Below are 19650 nucleotides of genomic sequence, written 5' to 3'. Positions count from 1 at the left end.
ACCTTGGGAGGAAGATAACCCGAAATGGCATTGGAAGATGCAAAGACTCAGGTGGACGAGGCGTTCACCAACCCGGATCTCAAAGGCCTTTCCTTTGAGAACACATTTGGTGGCGCGACCTCGTTTCTGCGTCGGCTTTATACGAAGGAACTGAAAGGCGTAGACATCGCGGTGACCGGCGTGCCGTTCGATCAGGCGGTAACCAACCGTCCCGGTACCCGGTTGGGACCACGTGCCATTCGCGAGGCCAGCGCGTTGCAATCACCCGACGCACCCTATGGCTGGCCGTTTGATGCGCTCAGCGAACTGGCAATCATCGACTACGGGGACATGGCTTACGACTATGCCAATATCCCTGCCTTTCCAGATACGCTGACCGATCACATCCGTACGATTCTGGAAGCCAATGTCGCTTCGGTGACGCTGGGCGGAGATCACTACATCAGCTTTCCGATCCTGAAAGCCTATGCCGAAAAATACGGGCCTATGTCTCTGCTGCAGTTTGATGCGCATACGGACACATGGGCCGATGACGACATGTCCCGCGTGGATCACGGAACCATGTTCTACAAGGCCGTGAAGTCAGGGATCGTGGACCCCAAGCGATCGGTTCAGGTGGGGATACGCACCACCAACGAGGACACATTGGGCGTCAACATCATCGACGCACGTGAGGTTTATGAATCCGGACCGGCCGCCGTAGCCCAGAAGATCAAGGGGATTCTGGGCGACAGTCCGGTTTACCTGAGCTTCGACATCGATGGGTTGGATCCGGCCTTTGCACCGGGAACCGGGACACCTGTTTGGGGTGGTCTCAGCTCGATTGAGGCGCAGATCATCCTGCGGGATATCGCCGGGATCAACATCAAGGGTGGGGATGTGGTTGAGGTATCGCCTCCATTCGACATGTCTGGTGCCACCGCGATTGCCGGGGCACATGTGGCAACGCAGATCATCTGCCTGCTGGGGTGGAACAAGCTGGTAAAGCCTTAACCTTTGGTTAGGCATAATCCCGGTAAGTGCTTGGTGAAGAACCGGATCGGAGAAAGTACATGACCCAATTCAACCAGCCGATTGGCGGCAATGATCTGGCGCGGTTCTCGGGGCCGAATACGTTTATGCGGTTACCGCAGGCGTCCTCTCTGGATGGGCTGGACGTCGCTGTTCTTGGGATCCCGATGGATATTGGTACATCTTGGCGCTCGGGTACGCGGTTTGGCCCAAAACAGATCCGTAGCGAAAGCGCGATGATCCGGCCGTATAACATGGCCACCTTTGCTGCCCCATTCGATAACCTGCAGATTGCCGATATCGGGGATCTGGCGATCAACACGTTCTCGCTGTCGGATAGTCTGAAGATTATCAAGGAAAGTTATGACGGTATTCTGACACAGGATGTCATTCCCGTTGCGATGGGGGGCGATCATTCGATCACCCTGCCTATTCTGCGTGCAATAGCAGCCAAACATGGTCCGGTTGCTTTGGTGCACGTGGATGCCCATGCCGACGTCAATGACGAGATGTTTGGTGAGCGCGAGACCCATGGCACCGTATTCCGTCGCGCCTATGAGGAAAATCTGATCGTTCCGGACAAGACCTTTCAGATCGGTATTCGGGGATCTGGCTATGCCGCCAGCGATTTCACCGAAGCGCAGGGGTGGGGATTCCGTCAATATCCGGCGTGGGATATCTGGCAGCAGAACCTGACCCAGATCGGGTCTTTGATCCGCAAGACGATCGACGGACATCCGGTCTATATCACCTATGATATCGACAGTGTGGACCCGGCTTATGCGCCTGGGACCGGAACGCCTGAAATTGGCGGGCTGACTACACCGCAGGCACTGCAACTGATCCATGCACTGCAGGGGATGAATGTCGTTGGTTGTGATCTGGTCGAGGTCTCTCCACCCTATGATCCATCGGGCAATACTGCGCTTACGGCTGCGAACTTGTTGTTCGAAATGCTGTGCATTCTTCCAGGCGTGACGTCGCGGTAAGGGCTGGTTGAACATCTTGTTCACCGATGCGTTCCGGCTAGGTTCGGTTGAAACAGGTGCGGGATGAAGATGACTGTAGTTTGGGTATTGGTATGCGCGGGGCTTTTGCTGGCCGGTTACATCCGTCTTGCCCCTTCCGATCCCTCCCGTTGGCATGTGGCACCTGTGGGCGAAACCAGCAGGGACATGATGGGCGCGGTAGTGCGGGTCGTTGAAACCGGCCCGGACGGGCTTGCACGGCTGGATGTGGTTGCGCGTCAGTCCCCTCGTACCAGTGTTTTGGCCGGGTCGGTCGACGAGGGAATGGTGACTTATATCACCCGAACTCGGTTGATGGGATTTCCGGATTATACCACCGCGCAGCAGGATGGTGACGCGCTGCGTATCCACGCAAGGCTGCGTTTCGGGCGCAAGGATTTCGGAGTGAATAAAGCGCGGGTTGAAAGCTGGCTAGGGCAGCTTCAATAGGTTGAAAATAAAAACTTAATTCCCATATTGGTGGTATGAGTGATTATGAAGCCAAGTTTCAGAGGGCAACCGCTGAATTGGAAGATGCGGGACTGCAAGAGCCCGGAAAATCCACCCCATATGTTCGCTTTTTCAGACGTGCCGGATGCAGGCCGAAACCGGAACTCTATCGGACCAAGGTATCGCGATTGACGTGGGATCCACTGGTGATGGGAGGCCTTTGGGGGCTGGGTTTATATGTATTTCTCTCACCTCCGCTTTGCATGGTCCCACGATTGGCTATATGCTCTCTGCTCTTTGGTGTCAGCATGGCGCTTTGCGCGGAGCACAATATCCGGACGACGCGCAGAAAGCACAAGCTAAGCAAGTGGGAAGATCTGTAGGTGATTAACCCGAGCTTTGAATAGTTGCAGAATTGCTGAGTTGGGGCTGGGTTTGCTCCAACCCTGATGACAAACACCCCTCCTGAACCTCGCGCCACATGGGAACGTTCAGTGACATCTGGCATTGGGCCATAAACATACGGCCATCGACCTGCAGGCAGATCATCTCTCCCAACTCGACACGGGTGCCGGCTTTGTCGGTACAATAGCAATCCTGAACCTTGCCGCCGGGGCCAATTACATCAGCCATGACAGGGGTCGTGCACAGGGTAAGCGCAAGAATAATCCGTTTCATGCATGTGAGCTTAGCACAAGGCAGGCCCTTGACCAAAGCCCGCGGATGATAGACACCGCCGGGATGATCCCCGAAGAACGCCTTGAACAGATAACCCAGCGATTCCAATACCTCGAAGCTGCCATGGCCGATGGCGCCTCGGGCGGAGATATTGCGGCACTTGCCAAGGAATACTCGGATTTAAAGCCTGTGGTTGAGCAGATCGAAACATGGCGCCAACTGGTGGCCGATCTGGCCGAAGCCGAGGCAATGCTGGCCGATCCGGACATGAAAGAGCTGGCTGAGGAGGAAATCCCCGAGCTGCAGGCTCGCATTCCCGAGGCAGAGCACGCGTTGCAACTGGCGTTGTTGCCCAGAGACAAAGCCGATGCGCGTCCGGCAATGTTGGAAATCCGGCCCGGAACCGGAGGTGATGAGGCCGCATTGTTCGCGGGTGATCTGCTGCGGATGTATCAACGCTATTCCGAGGCGCGGGGATGGAAGTTTGAGATCATCGAGGAACAATCCTCGGATCTGGGCGGGATCAAAGAGGTCGTGGCCCATATCAAGGGCGATAATGTCTTTGCTCGGATGAAATACGAATCCGGTGTGCACCGGGTTCAGCGGGTGCCCGAAACCGAGAGCGGCGGGCGTATCCATACTTCGGCGGCGACAGTGGCGGTTCTGCCCGAGGCCGAGGATGTAGATATTCATATCGAACCCAACGATATTCGTATCGACACCATGCGCAGTTCCGGCGCGGGTGGGCAGCACGTGAACACCACAGATTCGGCTGTACGGATTACCCATATTCCCAGCGGGATCGTGGTGACTAGTTCCGAAAAGTCTCAGCACCGCAACCGCGAGATCGCGATGCAGGTGCTGAAGACCCGTCTTTACGATATGGAGCGACAGCGGATCGACAGCGAACGCTCGGCGGATCGGGCCAGCCAGGTGGGATCGGGGGACCGGTCTGAACGGATCAGAACCTATAACTTCCCGCAGGGTAGGATGACTGATCACCGCATTAACCTGACGCTTTATAAGCTGGATCAGGTGATGCAGGGCGATCTGGATGAGGTGATCGATGCGCTGACCGCAGACGATCAGGCGCGTCTGCTGGCCGAGATGTCGCAATGAACGGGGCACAGACGGCCGCACAGGCCATGGTCGCAGCGACAGCGCGACTGCGGGCTGCCGGTGTTGAAGATCCCGCCCGGGATGCTCGGGTTCTGCTGGCCCATGCTGCGCGTATCGAAGCCAGTCGCGTCACGTTGATCGCACCCGAAGAGTTGTCGCCTGAGATAGCCGAGCGATATGATCAGCTGATCTCGCTGCGTGCCATCCGTGTGCCGGTTTCCCACCTGTTGGGAGAGCGCGAATTTTATGGCCGCCGCTTTCGGGTGAGCCGGGATGTTCTGGATCCACGCCCCGAGACCGAAGCCTTGATCGAGGCCGCGCTGAGTGAACCGTTTGATCACATTCTGGACCTTGGTGTCGGGTCAGGCTGTGTGTTGGTGACTTTGCTGGCCGAGCGGACAAGCGCATCCGGAATTGGCGTTGATCTGAGCGAATCTGCCTGCCTTCAGGCCAGCGCCAACGCGGTGCTGCATCAGGTGCAGGGCCGGGTCGAGATCATACAATCCGATTGGTTCGAAGGGATCGAAGAGGGGCAGTTCGATTTGATCGTCTCGAATCCGCCATACATTTCCCTGGATGAGATGACGCAGCTGTCCCCAGAAGTGCGGGAACACGAGCCGAGGATGGCTTTGACGGATGAGGGGGATGGGCTAGGCGCTTATCGGCGTATTGCCGCTGCAGCGCCTGATTTTCTGATGCCGAGTGGGCGTATTCTGGTCGAAATCGGTCCGACACAGGCGGCGGCTGTCGCGGCATTGTTTGACGCGTCGGGTCTGATCGATATCCGCGTGGTTCCGGATCTGGATGGCCGGGACCGTGTTGTTGGCGCCAGAATGCCGGGTTGAATGGGGTGAATGAGGCCAAAAAACGCCGGTTCAGGTAAAAAAGCTGCGAAAATGCATATTACCCTCTTGTCTGCATGATCAGGACATGCTTACTCAGGGTAGTCGGCGAGGTTGACGCTGTTTCAGCGCGCCCCTGACGCCAAGCCCAAAAAGTCGACAGCACGTCACGGTAAAAGGCCTTAGAGCAGTGCAACGTACGGGTTGATCGACAGTGAATGACAAGGCTGACGTAAAGTAAGATGAGATCTTCCAAATCCCGCTCGCGGGCCAAGAACAACCGCAATCGCCCTTCTGGTGGTAATGTCGTAAACCGGGTTTTTGACAGCTCGGGTCCAGAAGGCAAGGTGCGCGGCACCCCGCAGCAGATCATTGATAAATATAATCAGCTGGCGCGTGACGCCCAGTTGTCGAATGACCGCGTCGCGGCCGAGAACTTTCAGCAGCACGCGGAACATTACCTGCGTATGCTGAGCGAGGCGCAGCGCGAAATCGAAGCGCGCCGTGAAGAGCAGGAACGCCAGAACCGTGAGCGCCAGGCAGAACGCGACCGTGAGCGCGCCGAGCGTCAGGAACGCGAAGCTGCCCGTCAGGCAGATCCGGCCGAAGCGCCGCAACCTGATGTGATGGATTTCGGGTCCGAGCCTGCGGCACCTGAATCTGGTCTGGTCGAGACACCGGAAAGCCAGGGTGCTGAACCAGTTGAAGAGGCACCTGCCAAGAAAGAAAAGCCACCACGCCGTCCACGTGCACGCAAGCCCAAGGCTGCACCCGCCGAGCCTGAACAGGCTGCAGCGGATAACGGAGACGCGCCGGAAGCTGCCGAATAAGCTCAAGCCAAAAGGCCGAGATACAGAAAACCCCGGATCGAGTGCCGGGGTTTTTTGTTTTGTCGCTTTAAGCTTTGCGAATTTCCCGTGCCAGCGCACAAAACGCTTCGAGCGGAACCTGTTCCGCACGTTCCGTTGGTTTGATGCCAGCAGCCAGCAAGCGATCCTCGATATCGGGTGCGACACCTTTCAAAGAGGCGCGAAGCATCTTGCGGCGTTGGTTGAAGGCCGTTGCCACGACTCGTGACAGGGTGGCTGCATCTGCCGGATAGCGCGGCTCGGGCAGGGCAGTCAGGTGAACCACGGCGCTGGAGACTTTGGGTGGTGGGGTGAAGGCCCCGGGGGGCAAAGACATGGCGATACGTGCTTCGGCCCGCCATTGGGCGAGGATGGCAAGGCGCCCATAAGCTTTGCTGCCGGGTTGGGCCACAATGCGCTCGGCGACTTCGCGCTGGAACATCAGGGTCAGGCTTTGCCAGAATGGCGGCCATTCCAGTGGCGTCAGCCAGCGGACCAGAAGCTCGGTCCCGACATTGTAGGGCAGGTTGGCCGCAATCCGGATCGGCGGTGTCAGATGCGTCAGCGGATCGATCTCCAGCGCGTCCCCGTTGATGACTTCAAGCCGGCCGGGATAAGCCTCGGCAATGTCGTTCAACGCTGCGATACAGCGGGTGTCTTTTTCCACAGCAACGACTTTGCGCGCGCCTTCGGACAGCAGACCACGGGTCAGGCCACCCGGTCCGGGTCCGATCTCGAGCACATCACATTCGGTCAGATCACCGGCCTGCCGTGCAATCTTGGCTGTCAGGTTCAGGTCCAGCAGAAAGTTCTGCCCCAGCGATTTGCGGGCCGATAGCTGGTGGGTCGCGATGACTTCGCGCAGCGGGGGGAGGGTGTCGATAGCGCTCATGATCCGTTCACCGTGGCGCGGATAGGGTGTCATGCGCCAGAAATTTTTCACTTCGGTCCGGGATATGGCCTGCGTTGTACAGGTTCAAGACCCTTGCGCCATCTGCTGCGCGAGTTTGAGGGCCTCAATCAGGCTGGTCGGGTTGGCGATGCCTTGTCCGGCGATGTCCAGCGCGGTGCCATGATCTGGTGAAGTCCGGATGAAGGGCAAACCCAGCGTTACATTCACGCCTCGGTCGAAATCCAGTGTCTTGATCGGGATCAGGGCCTGATCGTGATACATGGCGATGGCTGCATCGTACCGCCTGCGCGCGGCGGCGTGGAACATGGTATCCGCCGGATGCGGGCCCGTAACCGTGTAGCCGTCGGGATTGAGATCAGAGATCAGCGGGGCAATCCAGTCCAGTTCCTCACGACCCATTTTGCCGCCTTCGCCGGCATGGGGGTTCAGCCCGGCAATCGCGATACGCGGATTTTGAATACCAAACTGGTTCTGCAACCCTTGTGCGGTGATCGCGATCGTTTCACGCAGCAACTCGGGGGTCAGGACGCTGGGGACTTGCGAGAGTGCGATGTGGATCGTGGCTGGGACCACGCGCAACTGATCGCTGGCCAGCATCATCACAACACGATCTTTACCGGCAAGAGCGGCTAAAAATTCGGTATGTCCGGGATAATCGAATCCCGCTCCGTCAATCAGCGCCTTTTTGTGGATCGGAGCCGTGCAGAGCGCTGATGCCGCACCCGATTGTACCAGAGAAACACCGCGTTCAATTGCATCGATTACAGAGGGAGCATTGTTTGGCTCGGGACGGCCTGGCACATTCGACGCTGGGAAATCCAGCTGAAGCACCGGTAGGGCCATCGCACAGACCCCGGCCGCTTCTGACGGTTCATTTATTCGTGCAACCGGAGTCTCGTTTGGCAGATGCGCGGCGTCGCCGATGTAGACGAACGGGCAGGTGCCGCGCAGTTGTTGCCACGCCTTGGCTGCGATTTCGGGGCCGATACCGGCCGGATCACCACAGCTAAGCGCGATCGGGCGGGTCATTGCTCGATAATGGTGGCGTCTGCCCGCATTTGTTCGATGAAGCTGTCGGCAAAAGCCTGCAGGCGCTGCTGGGTCAAAGCGTTAGCAACATCCTGACGAGACGTATCTTCGCCCAGATCGCGGGTGCGGGTGCACAGCATCAGGAACATCAGCGTCTGCCCGTTGTTGCGGGTGAGCGTTGTTGAAATCTCATTGGGGTCCAGCTTGGCAAGTTCCAGAGCCACGTCGCGCGGGATTTCGGAAGGGCTGGCGGACACGCGCTCAAGAACCTCTGGCGGTTGATCCTTGGCGATACCATAGAGGTCGTTACAAGTGTCGATGTTTTCCTTCAGCTCAGCCGCAGTTTTCTGGGCCTCTGGGCTACGACCGCCCGGAATATAGTAGATCGCATAGTCGATCTTGGAATAGCGTGGTGCGCCTGTCGAAACCTCGCGAATGCCGCGCATCTGGAACAGGGCTATGGCGTTGGGAAGACTCAGCGGCTCGGTTATATCTCCGTTCTGCAGGCCCAGGATGACGGGCTGCAGCGCGGGCGGAAGATTATTGAGCGACAGCCAATCCAATCGACCTCCGTTTTCGCGGGTCGCTGCCGCCGAATATTGCGTGGCAGCGGAGGAAAACGCGTCATAACCGTCTACCTGAGAAATTTCCTGCGCCAGCGCGTCAGCCTGAGCGAGCGTCTGCGGTGTTACGGGAATGATAATCTCGGACAACAGAACTTCGAGGCCGCCACCGCCGCCCTGGCCCATTGCCCGATTGATTTCATCCTCTGTGGGGCGCGCCTGAGAGATAAACCTCGTGCTGACGTAGTCACGCCATGAAAGCTGATCTTCAACAAAGTCTCGGACTGTTTCGGGATCTACCCCGGCATCGCTGAGCAACCGCAGGAAATCGTCAGTCGAAAGCTGACCACGAGCGGCAAACTGGTCGATACCAAGCTGTACATCTTCTGGTGTCGCCTGAATTCCGGCATCCCGCATCGCCTGTTTGCGCAGGCGAGCATCGATCAGGGCCTCACGCACCTCATCTTCAGAACTTCCCGGCAGGCCGAGCGCTTCGAGAAACTGCTGGCGTTGCTGCAATTCATACCACGTCACGATATCCTGATTGATCCGGATCGCGGGTGAGAACAGGCTTTGCCCGATGGCCTGCGGCGAAGAAAAGGCGATAAGCGCCGCAGCGAGTGCGGGCAAAGCCGGTCTTTGCCAACCGGTACGAAGAAACTTAGAGAAACCTGATATCAGCTGCATTTTCTTTTGTACTTCTTGCCCCCGCCTTCGACGGCGTATCCAGTTAGTGCAACGGTAAAGCCGAATTCTGTCGAAGGCTCAATACTTGATGTGGACGTATAGCGCCGACTGACGGTCATGTTAACCTGCACGCACTCATTTTCGTAGGTAACTCCAAGCCCGTAGCGGATTGGCTCAGATTCGGCCAGATCATATCGCGCCAGTGCCTGTGTCAGCCAGTTCTGATCGATTCTGTAACGTCCCGTCAGCCAGATTTCGGATATTTTGTCGCTGTTTTCTGCAGGGTCGGGTTCCTGCCAGACATAGCTGCCCGTCAGCGCGTTGTCGTCTTTGGCCCAAACGCCCCGGAACTCGGCTTTGGCAAAGCTGAAGTCATCATCCAGCAGGCCACGTGCCGCGAGGGTAAGGCCTTTGGCGGTTTTCAACTGACCGGCCAGCAGCAGATCGGATGTGGTGCCCTGCAGGCCTGAGGTCAGGGTGAAATCCGGATCGGCATCGGCGCGGAACACCTGACCGACGGTTGCAAGCGCTTGCCAGCCGTTCGGCGTATTGCGCGCCCAGTTCACGCCGACAACAGCTGTTGCTCCATTTTCGCGGCGATCTTCGGCTGGGAAGCGAGACAGGGATAGCAGATTGCCCTGGTCGAACTCCTGAAACGTACTTTCGTCATTGGGTACGTCGGTGTTCGAGACATGCGTCCAGCCAAACTGCACGATTGGTTCGAGGAACTGCGTTGCGCCGGTCTGCTCGCGCCGCACCATCGGATAGCGCAGAGTAAGGGCTGCCCGTGGCGTCGATCTGGTAATCTGGTTGGGATACTGACTGTCATTGCGGATATCGAATGTGTCGACCGACGCCCCCAGCTGTGCATCGGCGCGCAGGCCTGAGGCAAAGGTCCAGCTGCGCAGCCATTCGGCATCCATCGTCGCACGGGCCACATCCCGCCCGATGATATTCTGATCGCTGGTTCGTGTGTGGGAATGCCCGATAAACGCAAGCCTCACTTCGCCGCCCAGAGCGTTGGGAAAGTACCGCTTTTCATAGTTCAGATCGAAAACGCGCGAAGGGATTTCGTCCTGATTTTCGCTGTCGCGCAGGGTTTTGTAGTGGATGAAACTGGTTTTGAACGCGGTATCGCGTTTGATCCGTTCCAGTGCGATTTCGCTGCGCAGACGGTCAAAGTCCGGCAGACCATAATCAGCCAGATACGCGTCATCCGACGTTGTTTGAATGTTGAACGTCAGCCGGTAATCATTTTTCAGAGCGAACCAACCATTCGCGAAAAGATAGCCGCGATCCTGGTTTTGTTGCACGTCATCGCGGGTGTATGCGCCTTCGAACTGAATGCGACCGTTTTTGAAAGCCTGACGGTAGCGATAGCCTAATGTCGTTGTCTTGGATGAGACATAGGGCGTCAGCGTCAGATCCTTGTGGTCGCCCAGCTTAAAGAAATAGGGGACCTGTACACCGGTTCCCAGTTGCGAGGTCGTCCGGATCGACGGGACAAGAAAACCTGTTGCACGCTCCAGTGTCGGGTCGGGCAGGCGCAGTACGGGAAAGTAGAAGACCGGGAAATCAAGGATGCGGAACTGTGCACCTTCGAAATACAGCTGCCGTTCTAACTGATCGTGCGTTACCTTGCGCGCCCGAATTTGCCAAAGTGGTGGTTTGCCATTGGCGCAGACATGACATGAGGTGGCCGACACTTTGCTGAACTGTGTGTACCTGCCGCCAGCGCGGGTTGCCTGAACCGAGGCGATCTGAACCTGCTGATCGAACACCATTCGGGCACCGATCAAAAGCCCGTTCTGGATGCCATCATCCAACTGAGCGGAGTCCGCCAACACAGTGGATTGGCCCGCCTGATCGATCCGGATCGGACCTTCGAGGGTCAGCTCACCGGTTTCCCGATCGAAGATTACACTTTTGGCCGATAATTTGATGTCGCCCTGATAGGCTTCGACATTCCCTTCGGCGACGAGTTTCCGGTCGGGTGTGATGAAAATCTTGTCCGCCACCAACAGGGCCGGCTGGTCTTGGGCAGCCCCATCCTGTCCAGCAGCTGCGGAACCTGATGCGTTTTGCGCAAGTGCGATGGACGGTGCCGCCAGAACCAGAGTGCTGGACAGCAGCAAAGACATTAGTCGCCGCATTAACCGTCCTCCGCGTGCAGCAAGAGGCCTAAGGACAACAGGATTGCGGCAAAGGGCGGTGCCCAGGCGGCGACATAGATCGGCAACTGGCCGTTCTCCCCCAGAATTTGAGCGAAATTACGTACGAAGTAGATGGCAAAGCCCAACAGAACCGCTGTCAGAACAGCTATGCCTGTGCCGCCGAAACGGACATGGCGCATGGTGAAAGCAGCACCAATCAGAACCATCGATACAAGAAAGAATGGCCGTGCGAGTTGTACCTGCAACCAGACTTCGTATTGCTTTGTTGAAAATCCTGCCTCGCGTAGATCGTGGATGAGTTGTGGCAGGTCGTAGACCGAAACGGAGTCTTGTTGGCCTAATGTATCCAGAATGCGATCGCGTGTGAGAGTCGTGGGAAGAGCAAGTTGTTCATACGTGATTGCATTTGTTTCGGGATTCGAGCCGTTCTGGAGCGTCCAAACCTTGGCCTGATAGAGAACCCAGTTTCCATCTTCCAGACGTGCAGTTTCAGCAAAGATCTGTTCGGTCGGAATACCGTCAGGAGAGAATGTCGTGATGGTAACTTCTCTGAGGCCAAAGTCCTCGTCGGGATCGGTCCCGACAGCATGGATCACGGATTGGCCCGATGTGGAACCCTGGCGCAACCAAAGGCCCTCGCTGCTGATCGAAAGGGTAGAACTGCCATTGTTGCGATATCCGTCTGCCAAACGCTGGTATTCTTCGGATGTCGCAGCAGAGATAGGGTTCAGCAACGCCACTGCCAGTGCACCGATCACCAAAGCCAGCAGAACGGGTGCAGCAAGTGCGCGGATGCCAGACCGCCCGATGGCGCGGGTCACGACCAGTTCGGAACTGCGCGCCAGACCAATGAACAACGCAATCGTAGCCAGAATCATTAACAGCGGCAGCATCTCGCTGATTGCCGCCGGGGTGTTGAGCAGGGTCAGGCGCAGCAATTGACCAAAGCTCAGGTCGACGTCAGTGAATTTGCGGACTTGCTCGATCAGGTCGATCAGAATCATGAGTGTCAGAAAAATGCCGCCGATAACGAGAAAACTCTGCAGGAATCTTCGGGCAAAATAGCGGTCGAGGATCACGAGTTCACCTCCGGCTGACCGCTGAGCTCGGGGTCCACGCCAGAATCGCCCCGGCATGGAATCATGCGCGAAGGCCTATGCCTGCCGTTTGGTGCCAATACTTCTCCCCCGAGCCTGCCGGTTATTTTCGGGCGACCTTAATGCAAATGGCAGACGGGGAAAACTGCTATCTGGTCAATATTGGTGGTCCACGCTAGGTCTTGGGGAAGAGTTTTTCAGGAGCAAGAGATGAGCAGTCTGATACCAATCCGTTTTCAGGACTTTGATTTGGATCTCATGGCGCAGGCCGAAGGGCGTGTGGTCATCATTATTCCTGCCGAAGGAAAGATGAGCCCCGCTGCGCGCAGGGCCAATCGCCTGACACGAGGCGCAGTGGCCCGACTGGTCGAGAGCGAGAAGTTTGACAAAGCCAAGACAGGCGATGTGATCTCATTGGCTTGGCCCGGTGGCATGGCAGCTGAGGCGCTGGACGTTCTGGTTTTGCCGCGTCGCCCCGATCATGACGAGGCTCGCAAGGCGGGTGCTGCTTTGGCAAAGCTGGCCAAGGGCAAGGACGTGCTTGTGATGGCCGCAAATCAGGTGCGGACCGAGGAACTGGCCTTGGGCATGGTGCTGCGCAGCTATGATTTTGATGCGCACAAGACTAAGGACGCCGATCCCACGGGCGAAATTGTGATCAGTCATTCCAAAGCGGATGAGGTCGAAGCGGCGTTCGCACCGCTGAACGGTATCGCCGATGGCGTGCGCATGACCCGCGATCTGACCAACGAACCCGCCAATGTTCTGACCACGACAGAATTCGCCGACCGCCTGAAAGAAATGGAAGCGTTGGGGCTGGAAGTTGAGGTTCTGGAAGAGGACAAACTGGCCGAGCTTGGCATGCGCACATTGCTGAGCGTCGGGCAGGGGTCTGACAGCCCGTCCAAGGTTGTGGTCATGCACTGGAATGGTGGCGACAAGGACGACGCTCCGCTGGCGCTGGTGGGCAAGGGCGTGGTGTTTGATACCGGTGGTATCTCGCTCAAACCTGCTGCGGGCATGGAAGAGATGACCATGGACATGGGCGGCGCGGGTGTCGTTGCAGGCACCATGCGGGCGTTGGCGCTGCGCAAGGCCAAGGCCAATGTGGTTGGTCTGGTCGGTCTGGTGGAAAATATGCCTTCCGGTCGCGCTACGCGCCCCGGCGATGTCGTCAAATCGATGAAAGGCGACACGGTAGAGATCATCAATACCGATGCTGAAGGCCGCTTGGTTCTGTGTGATGTCATGTGGTACGCGCAGGAGAGGTTCAATCCTGTCGGCATGATTGATTTGGCCACACTGACGGGTGCGATCATCATCGGGCTTGGGCATGAGAATGCGGGCGTTTTCTCGAACAATGACACGTTCTGCGATGCTTTCCTGAAGGCGGCCAAAGTCGAGGATGAAGGCGCATGGCGGATGCCACTGGGCAAGGCCTATGATGACCTGCTGAAATCCCGCATTGCGGATATGAAGAACGTGGGTGGTCGCCCCGCCGGATCGGTCACTGCGGCGCAATTCCTGCAACGTTTCGTCAAGGAAGATACCCCCTGGATTCACCTGGATATCGCGGGTGTTGCGTCGGTGTCGTCCGAGACATCCTATGCGCCCAAAGGTGCAACCGGTTGGGGCGTGCGCGCGCTAAGCCGTTTTGTTCAGGACAATTTCGAGTAACTCGAATGGGGGCCGTCTATTTCTATCACCTGACCCGCCAACCGCTTGAGCAGACCTTGCCGGTACTGCTGGACAAGGCACGGCAGGCCGGGTGGCGGATAGCCGTGCGGGGCACTGATCCCGCTCGGCTGGACTGGCTGGATGAAAAATTGTGGCTGGGGCCTGATGACGGGTTCCTGCCACATGGTCGTGCCGGTGGACCGCACGATGCGATGCAGCCCATTTTGCTGACGACTGAGACGACGGCGGCAAATGATCCATCCTGTTTGATGGCGATCGATGGCGCTGCGGTTGAGCCGGACGAAGTCGAAGCATCCGAGCGTGTCTGCATCCTGTTCGATGGCAACGATCAAAGCGCAGTTCAGGCCGCACGGGTACAATGGAAGGCGCTGACCTCAGCAGGTTGTTCGGCGCAATATTGGTCCGAGGATTCAGGCCGGTGGGAGAAAAAGGCAGAAGCCTGATCTCCCTTTCGCTGCGCTGATCTGTTCAGATAATCTTTCATTCACGCTACCGTCACTTAGCAATGCCACAGCTGCGTGGATTTAGGTGAGGTGAGCGGATGGATCAGGTTCCTCCAAAAAAGCTGCATTGGGACAGCGCAAACAGCCCGGCAGCGCGCCATAACAATGCGAGGGTCGCCTCGTCGTTGGAACAGCTGGTGGCCGCAGGCAAGCGGATGGCGGTTCTTACTGTCCTGAGCGGTTGGAACGCAGCGGACGTTGTGAAATGCCTGCTGAAGATGAAGACCAAGCGTGCGCGCCGGGTGTTCGAATGGTTGCCTGATGATGTGAGTCTGCCGGTCCTTGTCGAACTGGACCCGGAATTGCGTTCAGTTCTGTTTGAGGCTTCAACGCGAAAGAAATTCCGCAAGATCGTCTCCAGAGTTTCGCCTGATCTGGCTATCGAGTTGCTGGAAACGCTGCCGCCCGACACTCATGATGATCTGATTGCTGATCGGAAGGATGCAGATGTCATTCGACAGTCCTTGTCTGCAGATGATGACAGTGCGGCTGCGCATATGCGCCACGGGGTTTTGACGGTTCCTGTTGGATGGACGATTGGCGAGGTGGTATCTCATCTTCGAAAAACCTCGGACCAGTTTGCGCGACTGGATATGATTTTTGTTCTCGAACAGGACAAACGACTGGTTGGCTATCTGCGCAGTCGGGACCTACTGTTGAACCCGGATGACACCTGCGTTTCTGATATCGTCCAAAAAGACACTGTGACGGTCGACAGTTCTGCGGACCAGGAAGAGGTGCTGCGCCTGGCCGAGGCGCGCTCGGCCTCTGTTATCGCTGTCGTCGATGCCAATGGCCGTTTTCTGGGCGGTATAGCCCCGCCTGAACTGGCTGAGATTGCGCGGGAAGAGGTTGAGGAAGATATGCTCAAGATGGGCGGCGTATCCCCCGATACGACGCAATTCGACACGCCTGGCCAGATTGCCCGCCGCCGCCTGCCGTGGCTGCTGGGCGGGTTGGTCGGCAGCACCATCGCAGCAATTGCCATCGTGTCGTATGAGGACGCACTTGCCGAATCCGCGATCCTTGCCAGTTTTATTCCCGTTGTTCTGGCAACAGCCGGGAACGCGGGGATTCAAGCCTCGACTGTTTCTGTGCAGGTACTGACTTCGGGGGCGGAGTGGCGTGGCGATTTGCCGTCGAGATTCTATCGCGAACTGCGTGGGGCCCTGCTGAACGGGCTGATCGTTGGCACGGTCGTGGGCCTTCTGGTTTTGATTGGCAGCCTGTTCATCGCAATTGAAAAGCCAGGCCTGTTGGTTCTGACGTCGATCGTCGCACTGGCGATCGTGACTGTTATCGCAGCGTCGGTCGGGTCGATGGTGCCGTTCCTGCTTAGGGCGTTGAAACAAGATCCGGCCGCGGCAACCGGCATCTTCATAACCACGTCGAACGATGTGTTCGGCGTTCTGGCCTTTTTCTTTGTTGCCAGTCTGATTTATCTGAGTTGATCGGGCTTGCCCCGGTCCAACCCTGCGCTAGGGTGCAGGGCGAGCAGGAGGATTTCCAGATGAAAATGAAACCTTTGGGGCGCACCGGTGTAATGGTGTCGGATCTGTGCCTTGGAACAATGACCTTTGGCACACAGACCACCGAGACCGGTGGACACCGACAGATGGATATGGCCCTGGCAGCCGGGATCAACTTTGTCGACGCGGCTGAGATGTATCCGGTGAATCCGATCTCGAAGGAAACCGTTGGCCGGACCGAAGAAATTCTGGGCAATTGGAATGCATCTAATGCCGCGCGCCGGGGCGACTATGTTCTGGCGACCAAGCATTCAGGAGCAGGGTTTTCTCACGCCCGTGACGGGGCGCCAATTTCGGGCCAGACCATTCCCGAGGCAATCGAGGGATCCCTGCGCCGGTTGCAGACTGACTATATCGACCTCTATCAGTTCCACTGGCCAAACCGGGGCAGTTACATGTTCCGCCAGAATTGGGATTACGATCCGTCAGGTGGGGATCGTGACGATGTTGTTGCGAATATGCAGGAGTGTCTTGAGGCGCTGCAGGTACAGGTCGAAAAGGGCAATATTCGTGCCTTTGGCCTGTCGAATGAAAGTGCCTGGGGAACGGCCCAGTGGGTGCGACTTGCAGATGAAACCGGTGCGCCACGCGTCGCGTCCGTGCAGAACGAATACTCGATGCTCTGCCGTCACTTTGATACCGATATGGCCGAGCTGAGTGCGCATGAAGATGTGGGACTGCTCGCCTTTTCGCCACTGGCAGCCGGGTTCCTGACGGGCAAGTATCAGGGTGGCAGCGTTCCCGAAGGATCGCGCATGTCACTGGTGCCTGAAATGGGCGGGCGTAAATCTGCTCGGGTTTTTGACGCCGTCGCTGCCTATCTGGAGATCGCTGACAAACATGGGCTGGATCCTGTGCATATGGCACTGTCCTGGTGTCGCAGCAGACCGTTCATGACGTCGGCCATCTTTGGGGCCACGGATGAGGCACAATTGCAGCGTATTCTGGATGGGAAAGATCTGGAATTGTCAGAGGATGTGTTGAAAGAAATCAACCTAGCCCACCGCGCCCATCCCATGCCGTACTAAGGTAAGGGGGCAATGCCCCCATCACCTGCCGTAGACCCCGTCAGTGATGTGTGGGCTGGGTGCGATCCTGCCGCAGGTCGCGGGCGGATAGGCCATGCGCGGTTCGGAACGCCCGGGCAAAGCTTGACTGCGATGCAAAGCCAGTGGCCAGCGCGACATCCATTAGCGGCATATCTGTGTCGATGACCAGCCGGCGCGCCTCGGCCAGGCGAAGCTGCAGGTAATGGTCTTGTGGCGTGGTGTTCAGACGCAGTCGAAACTGTTGCTGCAGCGTGCGCGGGCTGGTTCCCAAACGGTCGGCGATATAGGCGAGCGGCAGAGGCTCATCCAGCGACGCTTCCATCAGGCTGTTTGCCTTTGATGTCAGGGCCGAATGGCGGTGCGGAGCCCCGGTGCGGCTTTGCGGTTTGGTTGGCTCTGGTGCTCCTTCATACAGGAACAGCCCAGATACACGTGAGGCAAACCCTGCGCCGTGCCGGGCAGCGATGATATGCAGCATCATCTCGACCGCCGGGATCGCGCCACCAGAAGTCAGACGGTTTCCGGAAACAGTGAAACGGTCAGGGCGCACGTCGACTTCGGGGAAACGGGTCGAGAAATTGTCCAGATCTTCCCAATGAGTGGTTGCTGCGTGCCCGTCCAGCAAGCCGGCTTCGGCAAGCAGCCATGGGCCGCCGTCGATCCCTGCCATGGTCGCACCAGAGGCCGCGATACGGCGCAAACCGGCCAGCAGGCTGGGGGTTGCGTGGCGCGCAAGTTGGAAGCCTGCAACCACAATCATCAGATCGCAACTGTCCAGACGCGCCAGCGGAATGCCGGGAACGTTCAGTGCACTGGTCAGCATGGCAGGCTCAGCCGTGGCGGTGACATAATCCCAGTCAAAGGCGGGACGATCCGCCAAGCGGTTCGCTGCGCGCATCGGATCAACCGCCGAGGCAAAGCTGAGCGTGTTGCATTCATCCAGAACCAGTACGGCCGTTTTCAGGGCGCGATGTTCGGGCTGCAATATGTTTTTTGCGGATTTCATCAAGTTCGATTCGCATTCTGGCAAGTTGTTTCCATAAGGCTGCGTCAGAGTTGCGGGTAACGCAAATCGGAATCCGGGGAGAAGCCTGAGGATAACTTGGGTCAAAACCGGGTATAAGTTGGGGAAAACACCATGCCACTGGAAATGAACCGCGAAGTCTTCATCACCTGCGCTGTCACCGGCTCGGGCGGAACACAGGATCGCAGCCCGCATGTGCCGCGTTCGCCCAAGCAGATTGCCGAAAGTGCGATCGCGGCGGCCAAGGCAGGCGCGGCCATCGTGCATTGTCATGTACGCGACCCCGAAACCGGCGCGCCCAGCCGCCGGTTGGACCTGTACCGCGAGGTGACCGACCGCATTCGCGAGGCCGAAGTAGACGTCGTGCTGAACCTGACAGCAGGTATGGGCGGTGACATGATCTTTGGCCCGACAGAATCTCCTTTGCCGTTGAACGAGGAAGGCACCGACATGATCGGCGCAGCCGCGCGGGTCGAGCATGTGGCCGAGTGTCTGCCCGAGATCTGTACCTTGGACTGTGGTACCATGAACTTTGCCGAGGCAGACTACGTCATGACCAACACGCCGGGCATGCTGCAGGCGATGGGGCGGATGATGACGCATCTGGGTGTGAAGCCCGAGATCGAAGCCTTTGACACCGGCCATCTTTGGTATGCCAAGCAATTGGTGAAGGACGGCATTCTGGATAGCCCGGCTCTGGTTCAGTTGTGCATGGGCGTGCCGTGGGGCGCACCGGATGATCTCAACACCTTCATGGCCATGGTCAACAATGTCCCGGATGACTGGACGTTTAGCGCCTTCGCGCTGGGACGAAACCAGATGGCCTATGCGTCGGCTTCGGTGCTGGCTGGCGGCAACGTGCGTGTCGGGCTCGAGGATAACCTGTGGCTGGACAAAGGCGTTCTGGCGGAAAACTGGCAGCTGGTTGAACGCGCCAACACCATCGTTTCCAACATGGGTGCACGGGTGATCGGTGCGCAGGAAGTGCGCGAGAAGCTGGGGCTGGTGAAGCGGGCGCCGAAGGGCTGAATCTTCCCCTTGTAGAGTTTTCGCAAAGCAAAGACACCGGGGCATCAACTGAAGGAATAACTCATGAAAGTTATGTCGCGGTGTTTGGCGCTTGTCGGAGCAGGATTTCTGGTGGCTTGCCTTCCAACGGATGACAAGGCGGAGGCTGAGCAACTCCAAACTGAACGGCAGGCTTGCGAGGCCAAGGGCGGAACTTACGAGGTTGCGGGCAAAGCGCAGCAGTATGTGTGCATCCTGCCGTTGGCGGATGCGGGCAAGACCTGTGAAACAGGTTCGGACTGCGAGGGATTTTGCCTGTCCGAGACCAAACAATGCAGCGCGGTCACGCCGCAGTTCGGATGCATTCCGCATCTGGATGAGACGGGGCGCGAGCTGGTGATCTGTATCGACTAGGAAAAGA

Annotated in this window: 20 protein-coding genes; 13 read left to right on the top strand and 7 right to left on the bottom strand. The window is 57.8% G+C overall.

All coding sequences use genetic code 11. From position 1 onward, the window contains the following. Nucleotides 1–24 precede the first annotated feature (24 nt). The 4 genes from speB (GOX61_RS01675) (at nt 25) to GOX61_RS22585 (ending at nt 2851) form a co-directional block, all read left to right on the top strand. Nucleotides 25–993: an agmatinase gene (speB, locus tag GOX61_RS01675; protein WP_170330772.1), complete on the top strand. Its 969-nt coding sequence runs from the start codon at nt 25–27 to the stop codon at nt 991–993. A gap of 59 nt (nt 994–1052) precedes the next feature. Next, the gene (speB, locus tag GOX61_RS01670) at nt 1053–2000 is read left to right on the top strand and encodes an agmatinase (RefSeq protein ID WP_170330770.1); all 948 of its coding nucleotides are present in this window, start codon (nt 1053–1055) and stop codon (nt 1998–2000) included. Between the two features lie 63 nt (nt 2001–2063). After that, on the top strand, nt 2064–2468 hold the full coding sequence (locus tag GOX61_RS01665; RefSeq protein WP_170330768.1) for a DUF1499 domain-containing protein: 405 nt from the start codon (nt 2064–2066) through the stop codon (nt 2466–2468). Between the two features lie 35 nt (nt 2469–2503). After that, on the top strand, nt 2504–2851 hold the full coding sequence (locus GOX61_RS22585; protein ID WP_367646922.1) for a DUF6404 family protein: 348 nt from the start codon (nt 2504–2506) through the stop codon (nt 2849–2851). A 4-nt stretch (nt 2852–2855) separates the two neighbouring features. Here the strand turns inward: GOX61_RS22585 and GOX61_RS01660 are convergent, their stop codons facing one another. Beyond that, nucleotides 2856–3146 (bottom strand): hypothetical protein, encoded by a 291-nt coding sequence (locus GOX61_RS01660; protein ID WP_170330767.1) that lies wholly within the window; start codon nt 3144–3146, stop codon nt 2856–2858. A gap of 63 nt (nt 3147–3209) precedes the next feature. Between GOX61_RS01660 and prfA the strand changes: the two genes are divergently transcribed. The 3 genes from prfA (at nt 3210) to GOX61_RS01645 (ending at nt 5937) form a co-directional block, all read left to right on the top strand. Next, nucleotides 3210–4265, top strand: a complete 1056-nt coding sequence (gene prfA, locus GOX61_RS01655) for a peptide chain release factor 1 (protein WP_170331086.1) — start codon at nt 3210–3212, stop codon at nt 4263–4265. Next, a complete protein-coding gene (gene prmC, locus GOX61_RS01650; RefSeq protein ID WP_170330765.1) occupies nt 4262–5110 on the top strand; it encodes a peptide chain release factor N(5)-glutamine methyltransferase in 849 nt (282 codons plus the stop codon). Before prfA ends, prmC begins: the two co-directional genes overlap by 4 nt. 239 nt (nt 5111–5349) lie before the next feature. Continuing rightward, complete coding sequence (locus GOX61_RS01645) at nt 5350–5937, top strand: DUF4167 domain-containing protein (RefSeq protein ID WP_155150746.1); 588 nt, start codon at nt 5350–5352, stop codon at nt 5935–5937. Between the two features lie 67 nt (nt 5938–6004). Here the strand turns inward: GOX61_RS01645 and rsmA are convergent, their stop codons facing one another. From rsmA to lptG, 5 genes are all read right to left on the bottom strand, one after another. Next, a complete protein-coding gene (gene rsmA, locus GOX61_RS01640; RefSeq protein ID WP_170331084.1) occupies nt 6005–6847 on the bottom strand; it encodes a 16S rRNA (adenine(1518)-N(6)/adenine(1519)-N(6))-dimethyltransferase RsmA in 843 nt (280 codons plus the stop codon). An 84-nt stretch (nt 6848–6931) separates the two neighbouring features. Next, on the bottom strand, nt 6932–7897 hold the full coding sequence (gene pdxA / locus GOX61_RS01635; protein ID WP_170330763.1) for a 4-hydroxythreonine-4-phosphate dehydrogenase PdxA: 966 nt from the start codon (nt 7895–7897) through the stop codon (nt 6932–6934). Next, on the bottom strand, nt 7894–9147 hold the full coding sequence (locus GOX61_RS01630; RefSeq protein ID WP_170330761.1) for a peptidylprolyl isomerase: 1254 nt from the start codon (nt 9145–9147) through the stop codon (nt 7894–7896). The genes pdxA and GOX61_RS01630 overlap by 4 nt, the downstream gene beginning before the upstream one ends. Beyond that, complete coding sequence (locus GOX61_RS01625) at nt 9138–11300, bottom strand: LPS-assembly protein LptD (RefSeq protein WP_170330759.1); 2163 nt, start codon at nt 11298–11300, stop codon at nt 9138–9140. The genes GOX61_RS01630 and GOX61_RS01625 overlap by 10 nt, the downstream gene beginning before the upstream one ends. Then, nucleotides 11300–12400 (bottom strand): LPS export ABC transporter permease LptG, encoded by a 1101-nt coding sequence (lptG, locus tag GOX61_RS01620; protein WP_170330757.1) that lies wholly within the window; start codon nt 12398–12400, stop codon nt 11300–11302. Before lptG ends, GOX61_RS01625 begins: the two co-directional genes overlap by 1 nt. 228 nt (nt 12401–12628) lie before the next feature. Here lptG and GOX61_RS01615 point away from each other — a divergent pair, with 228 nt between their 5' ends. The 4 genes from GOX61_RS01615 to GOX61_RS01600 all read left to right on the top strand — a co-directional run bounded on the left by GOX61_RS01615 (nt 12629) and on the right by GOX61_RS01600 (nt 17176). Next, nucleotides 12629–14095, top strand: coding sequence for a leucyl aminopeptidase (locus GOX61_RS01615; protein ID WP_170330755.1), 1467 nt, complete (start codon nt 12629–12631; stop codon nt 14093–14095). 5 nt (nt 14096–14100) lie between these two features. Further along, nucleotides 14101–14559 carry a DNA polymerase III subunit chi gene (locus GOX61_RS01610; RefSeq protein ID WP_170330754.1) on the top strand — a complete coding sequence of 153 codons (459 nt, stop codon included), beginning with the start codon at nt 14101–14103 and terminating at the stop codon, nt 14557–14559. A 98-nt stretch (nt 14560–14657) separates the two neighbouring features. After that, nucleotides 14658–16070, top strand: coding sequence for a magnesium transporter (mgtE, locus tag GOX61_RS01605; RefSeq protein WP_170330751.1), 1413 nt, complete (start codon nt 14658–14660; stop codon nt 16068–16070). Between the two features lie 59 nt (nt 16071–16129). Further along, a complete protein-coding gene (locus GOX61_RS01600) occupies nt 16130–17176 on the top strand; it encodes an aldo/keto reductase (protein WP_170330749.1) in 1047 nt (348 codons plus the stop codon). A gap of 40 nt (nt 17177–17216) precedes the next feature. On the opposite strand, the gene GOX61_RS01595 is transcribed toward GOX61_RS01600, so the two are convergent. After that, on the bottom strand, nt 17217–18203 hold the full coding sequence (locus tag GOX61_RS01595; RefSeq protein ID WP_170330747.1) for a GlxA family transcriptional regulator: 987 nt from the start codon (nt 18201–18203) through the stop codon (nt 17217–17219). 132 nt (nt 18204–18335) lie between these two features. Between GOX61_RS01595 and GOX61_RS01590 the strand changes: the two genes are divergently transcribed. Both GOX61_RS01590 and GOX61_RS01585 read left to right on the top strand, forming a co-directional pair. Further along, the gene (locus GOX61_RS01590) at nt 18336–19250 is read left to right on the top strand and encodes a 3-keto-5-aminohexanoate cleavage protein (RefSeq protein WP_155150709.1); all 915 of its coding nucleotides are present in this window, start codon (nt 18336–18338) and stop codon (nt 19248–19250) included. Between the two features lie 63 nt (nt 19251–19313). Then, complete coding sequence (locus GOX61_RS01585) at nt 19314–19643, top strand: hypothetical protein (protein WP_170330746.1); 330 nt, start codon at nt 19314–19316, stop codon at nt 19641–19643. Nucleotides 19644–19650 lie beyond the last annotated feature (7 nt).

The organism is Ruegeria arenilitoris, from assembly GCF_013030265.1.
In the GTDB taxonomy this organism is placed as follows: domain Bacteria; phylum Pseudomonadota; class Alphaproteobacteria; order Rhodobacterales; family Rhodobacteraceae; genus Ruegeria; species Ruegeria arenilitoris_E.
Note: the sequence above shows the minus strand (reverse complement) of the source record. Positions and strands in the feature narration are given on the sequence as shown.

Coding starts and splice junctions, on each gene's coding strand:
- GOX61_RS01585 (WP_170330746.1), top strand. CDS start 19,314: ATGAAAGTTATGTCGCGGTGTTTGGCGCTTGTCGGAGCAGGATTTCTG.
- speB (WP_170330772.1), top strand. CDS start 25: ATGGCATTGGAAGATGCAAAGACTCAGGTGGACGAGGCGTTCACCAAC.
- GOX61_RS01665 (WP_170330768.1), top strand. CDS start 2,064: ATGAAGATGACTGTAGTTTGGGTATTGGTATGCGCGGGGCTTTTGCTG.
- GOX61_RS01615 (WP_170330755.1), top strand. CDS start 12,629: ATGAGCAGTCTGATACCAATCCGTTTTCAGGACTTTGATTTGGATCTC.
- speB (WP_170330770.1), top strand. CDS start 1,053: ATGACCCAATTCAACCAGCCGATTGGCGGCAATGATCTGGCGCGGTTC.
- GOX61_RS01590 (WP_155150709.1), top strand. CDS start 18,336: ATGCCACTGGAAATGAACCGCGAAGTCTTCATCACCTGCGCTGTCACC.
- GOX61_RS01610 (WP_170330754.1), top strand. CDS start 14,101: ATGGGGGCCGTCTATTTCTATCACCTGACCCGCCAACCGCTTGAGCAG.
- mgtE (WP_170330751.1), top strand. CDS start 14,658: ATGGATCAGGTTCCTCCAAAAAAGCTGCATTGGGACAGCGCAAACAGC.
- GOX61_RS22585 (WP_367646922.1), top strand. CDS start 2,504: ATGAGTGATTATGAAGCCAAGTTTCAGAGGGCAACCGCTGAATTGGAA.
- prmC (WP_170330765.1), top strand. CDS start 4,262: ATGAACGGGGCACAGACGGCCGCACAGGCCATGGTCGCAGCGACAGCG.
- GOX61_RS01600 (WP_170330749.1), top strand. CDS start 16,130: ATGAAAATGAAACCTTTGGGGCGCACCGGTGTAATGGTGTCGGATCTG.
- GOX61_RS01660 (WP_170330767.1), bottom strand. CDS start 3,146: ATGAAACGGATTATTCTTGCGCTTACCCTGTGCACGACCCCTGTCATG.
- pdxA (WP_170330763.1), bottom strand. CDS start 7,897: ATGACCCGCCCGATCGCGCTTAGCTGTGGTGATCCGGCCGGTATCGGC.
- GOX61_RS01625 (WP_170330759.1), bottom strand. CDS start 11,300: ATGCGGCGACTAATGTCTTTGCTGCTGTCCAGCACTCTGGTTCTGGCG.
- GOX61_RS01630 (WP_170330761.1), bottom strand. CDS start 9,147: ATGCAGCTGATATCAGGTTTCTCTAAGTTTCTTCGTACCGGTTGGCAA.
- rsmA (WP_170331084.1), bottom strand. CDS start 6,847: ATGAGCGCTATCGACACCCTCCCCCCGCTGCGCGAAGTCATCGCGACC.
- prfA (WP_170331086.1), top strand. CDS start 3,210: ATGATCCCCGAAGAACGCCTTGAACAGATAACCCAGCGATTCCAATAC.
- GOX61_RS01595 (WP_170330747.1), bottom strand. CDS start 18,203: ATGAAATCCGCAAAAAACATATTGCAGCCCGAACATCGCGCCCTGAAA.
- GOX61_RS01645 (WP_155150746.1), top strand. CDS start 5,350: ATGAGATCTTCCAAATCCCGCTCGCGGGCCAAGAACAACCGCAATCGC.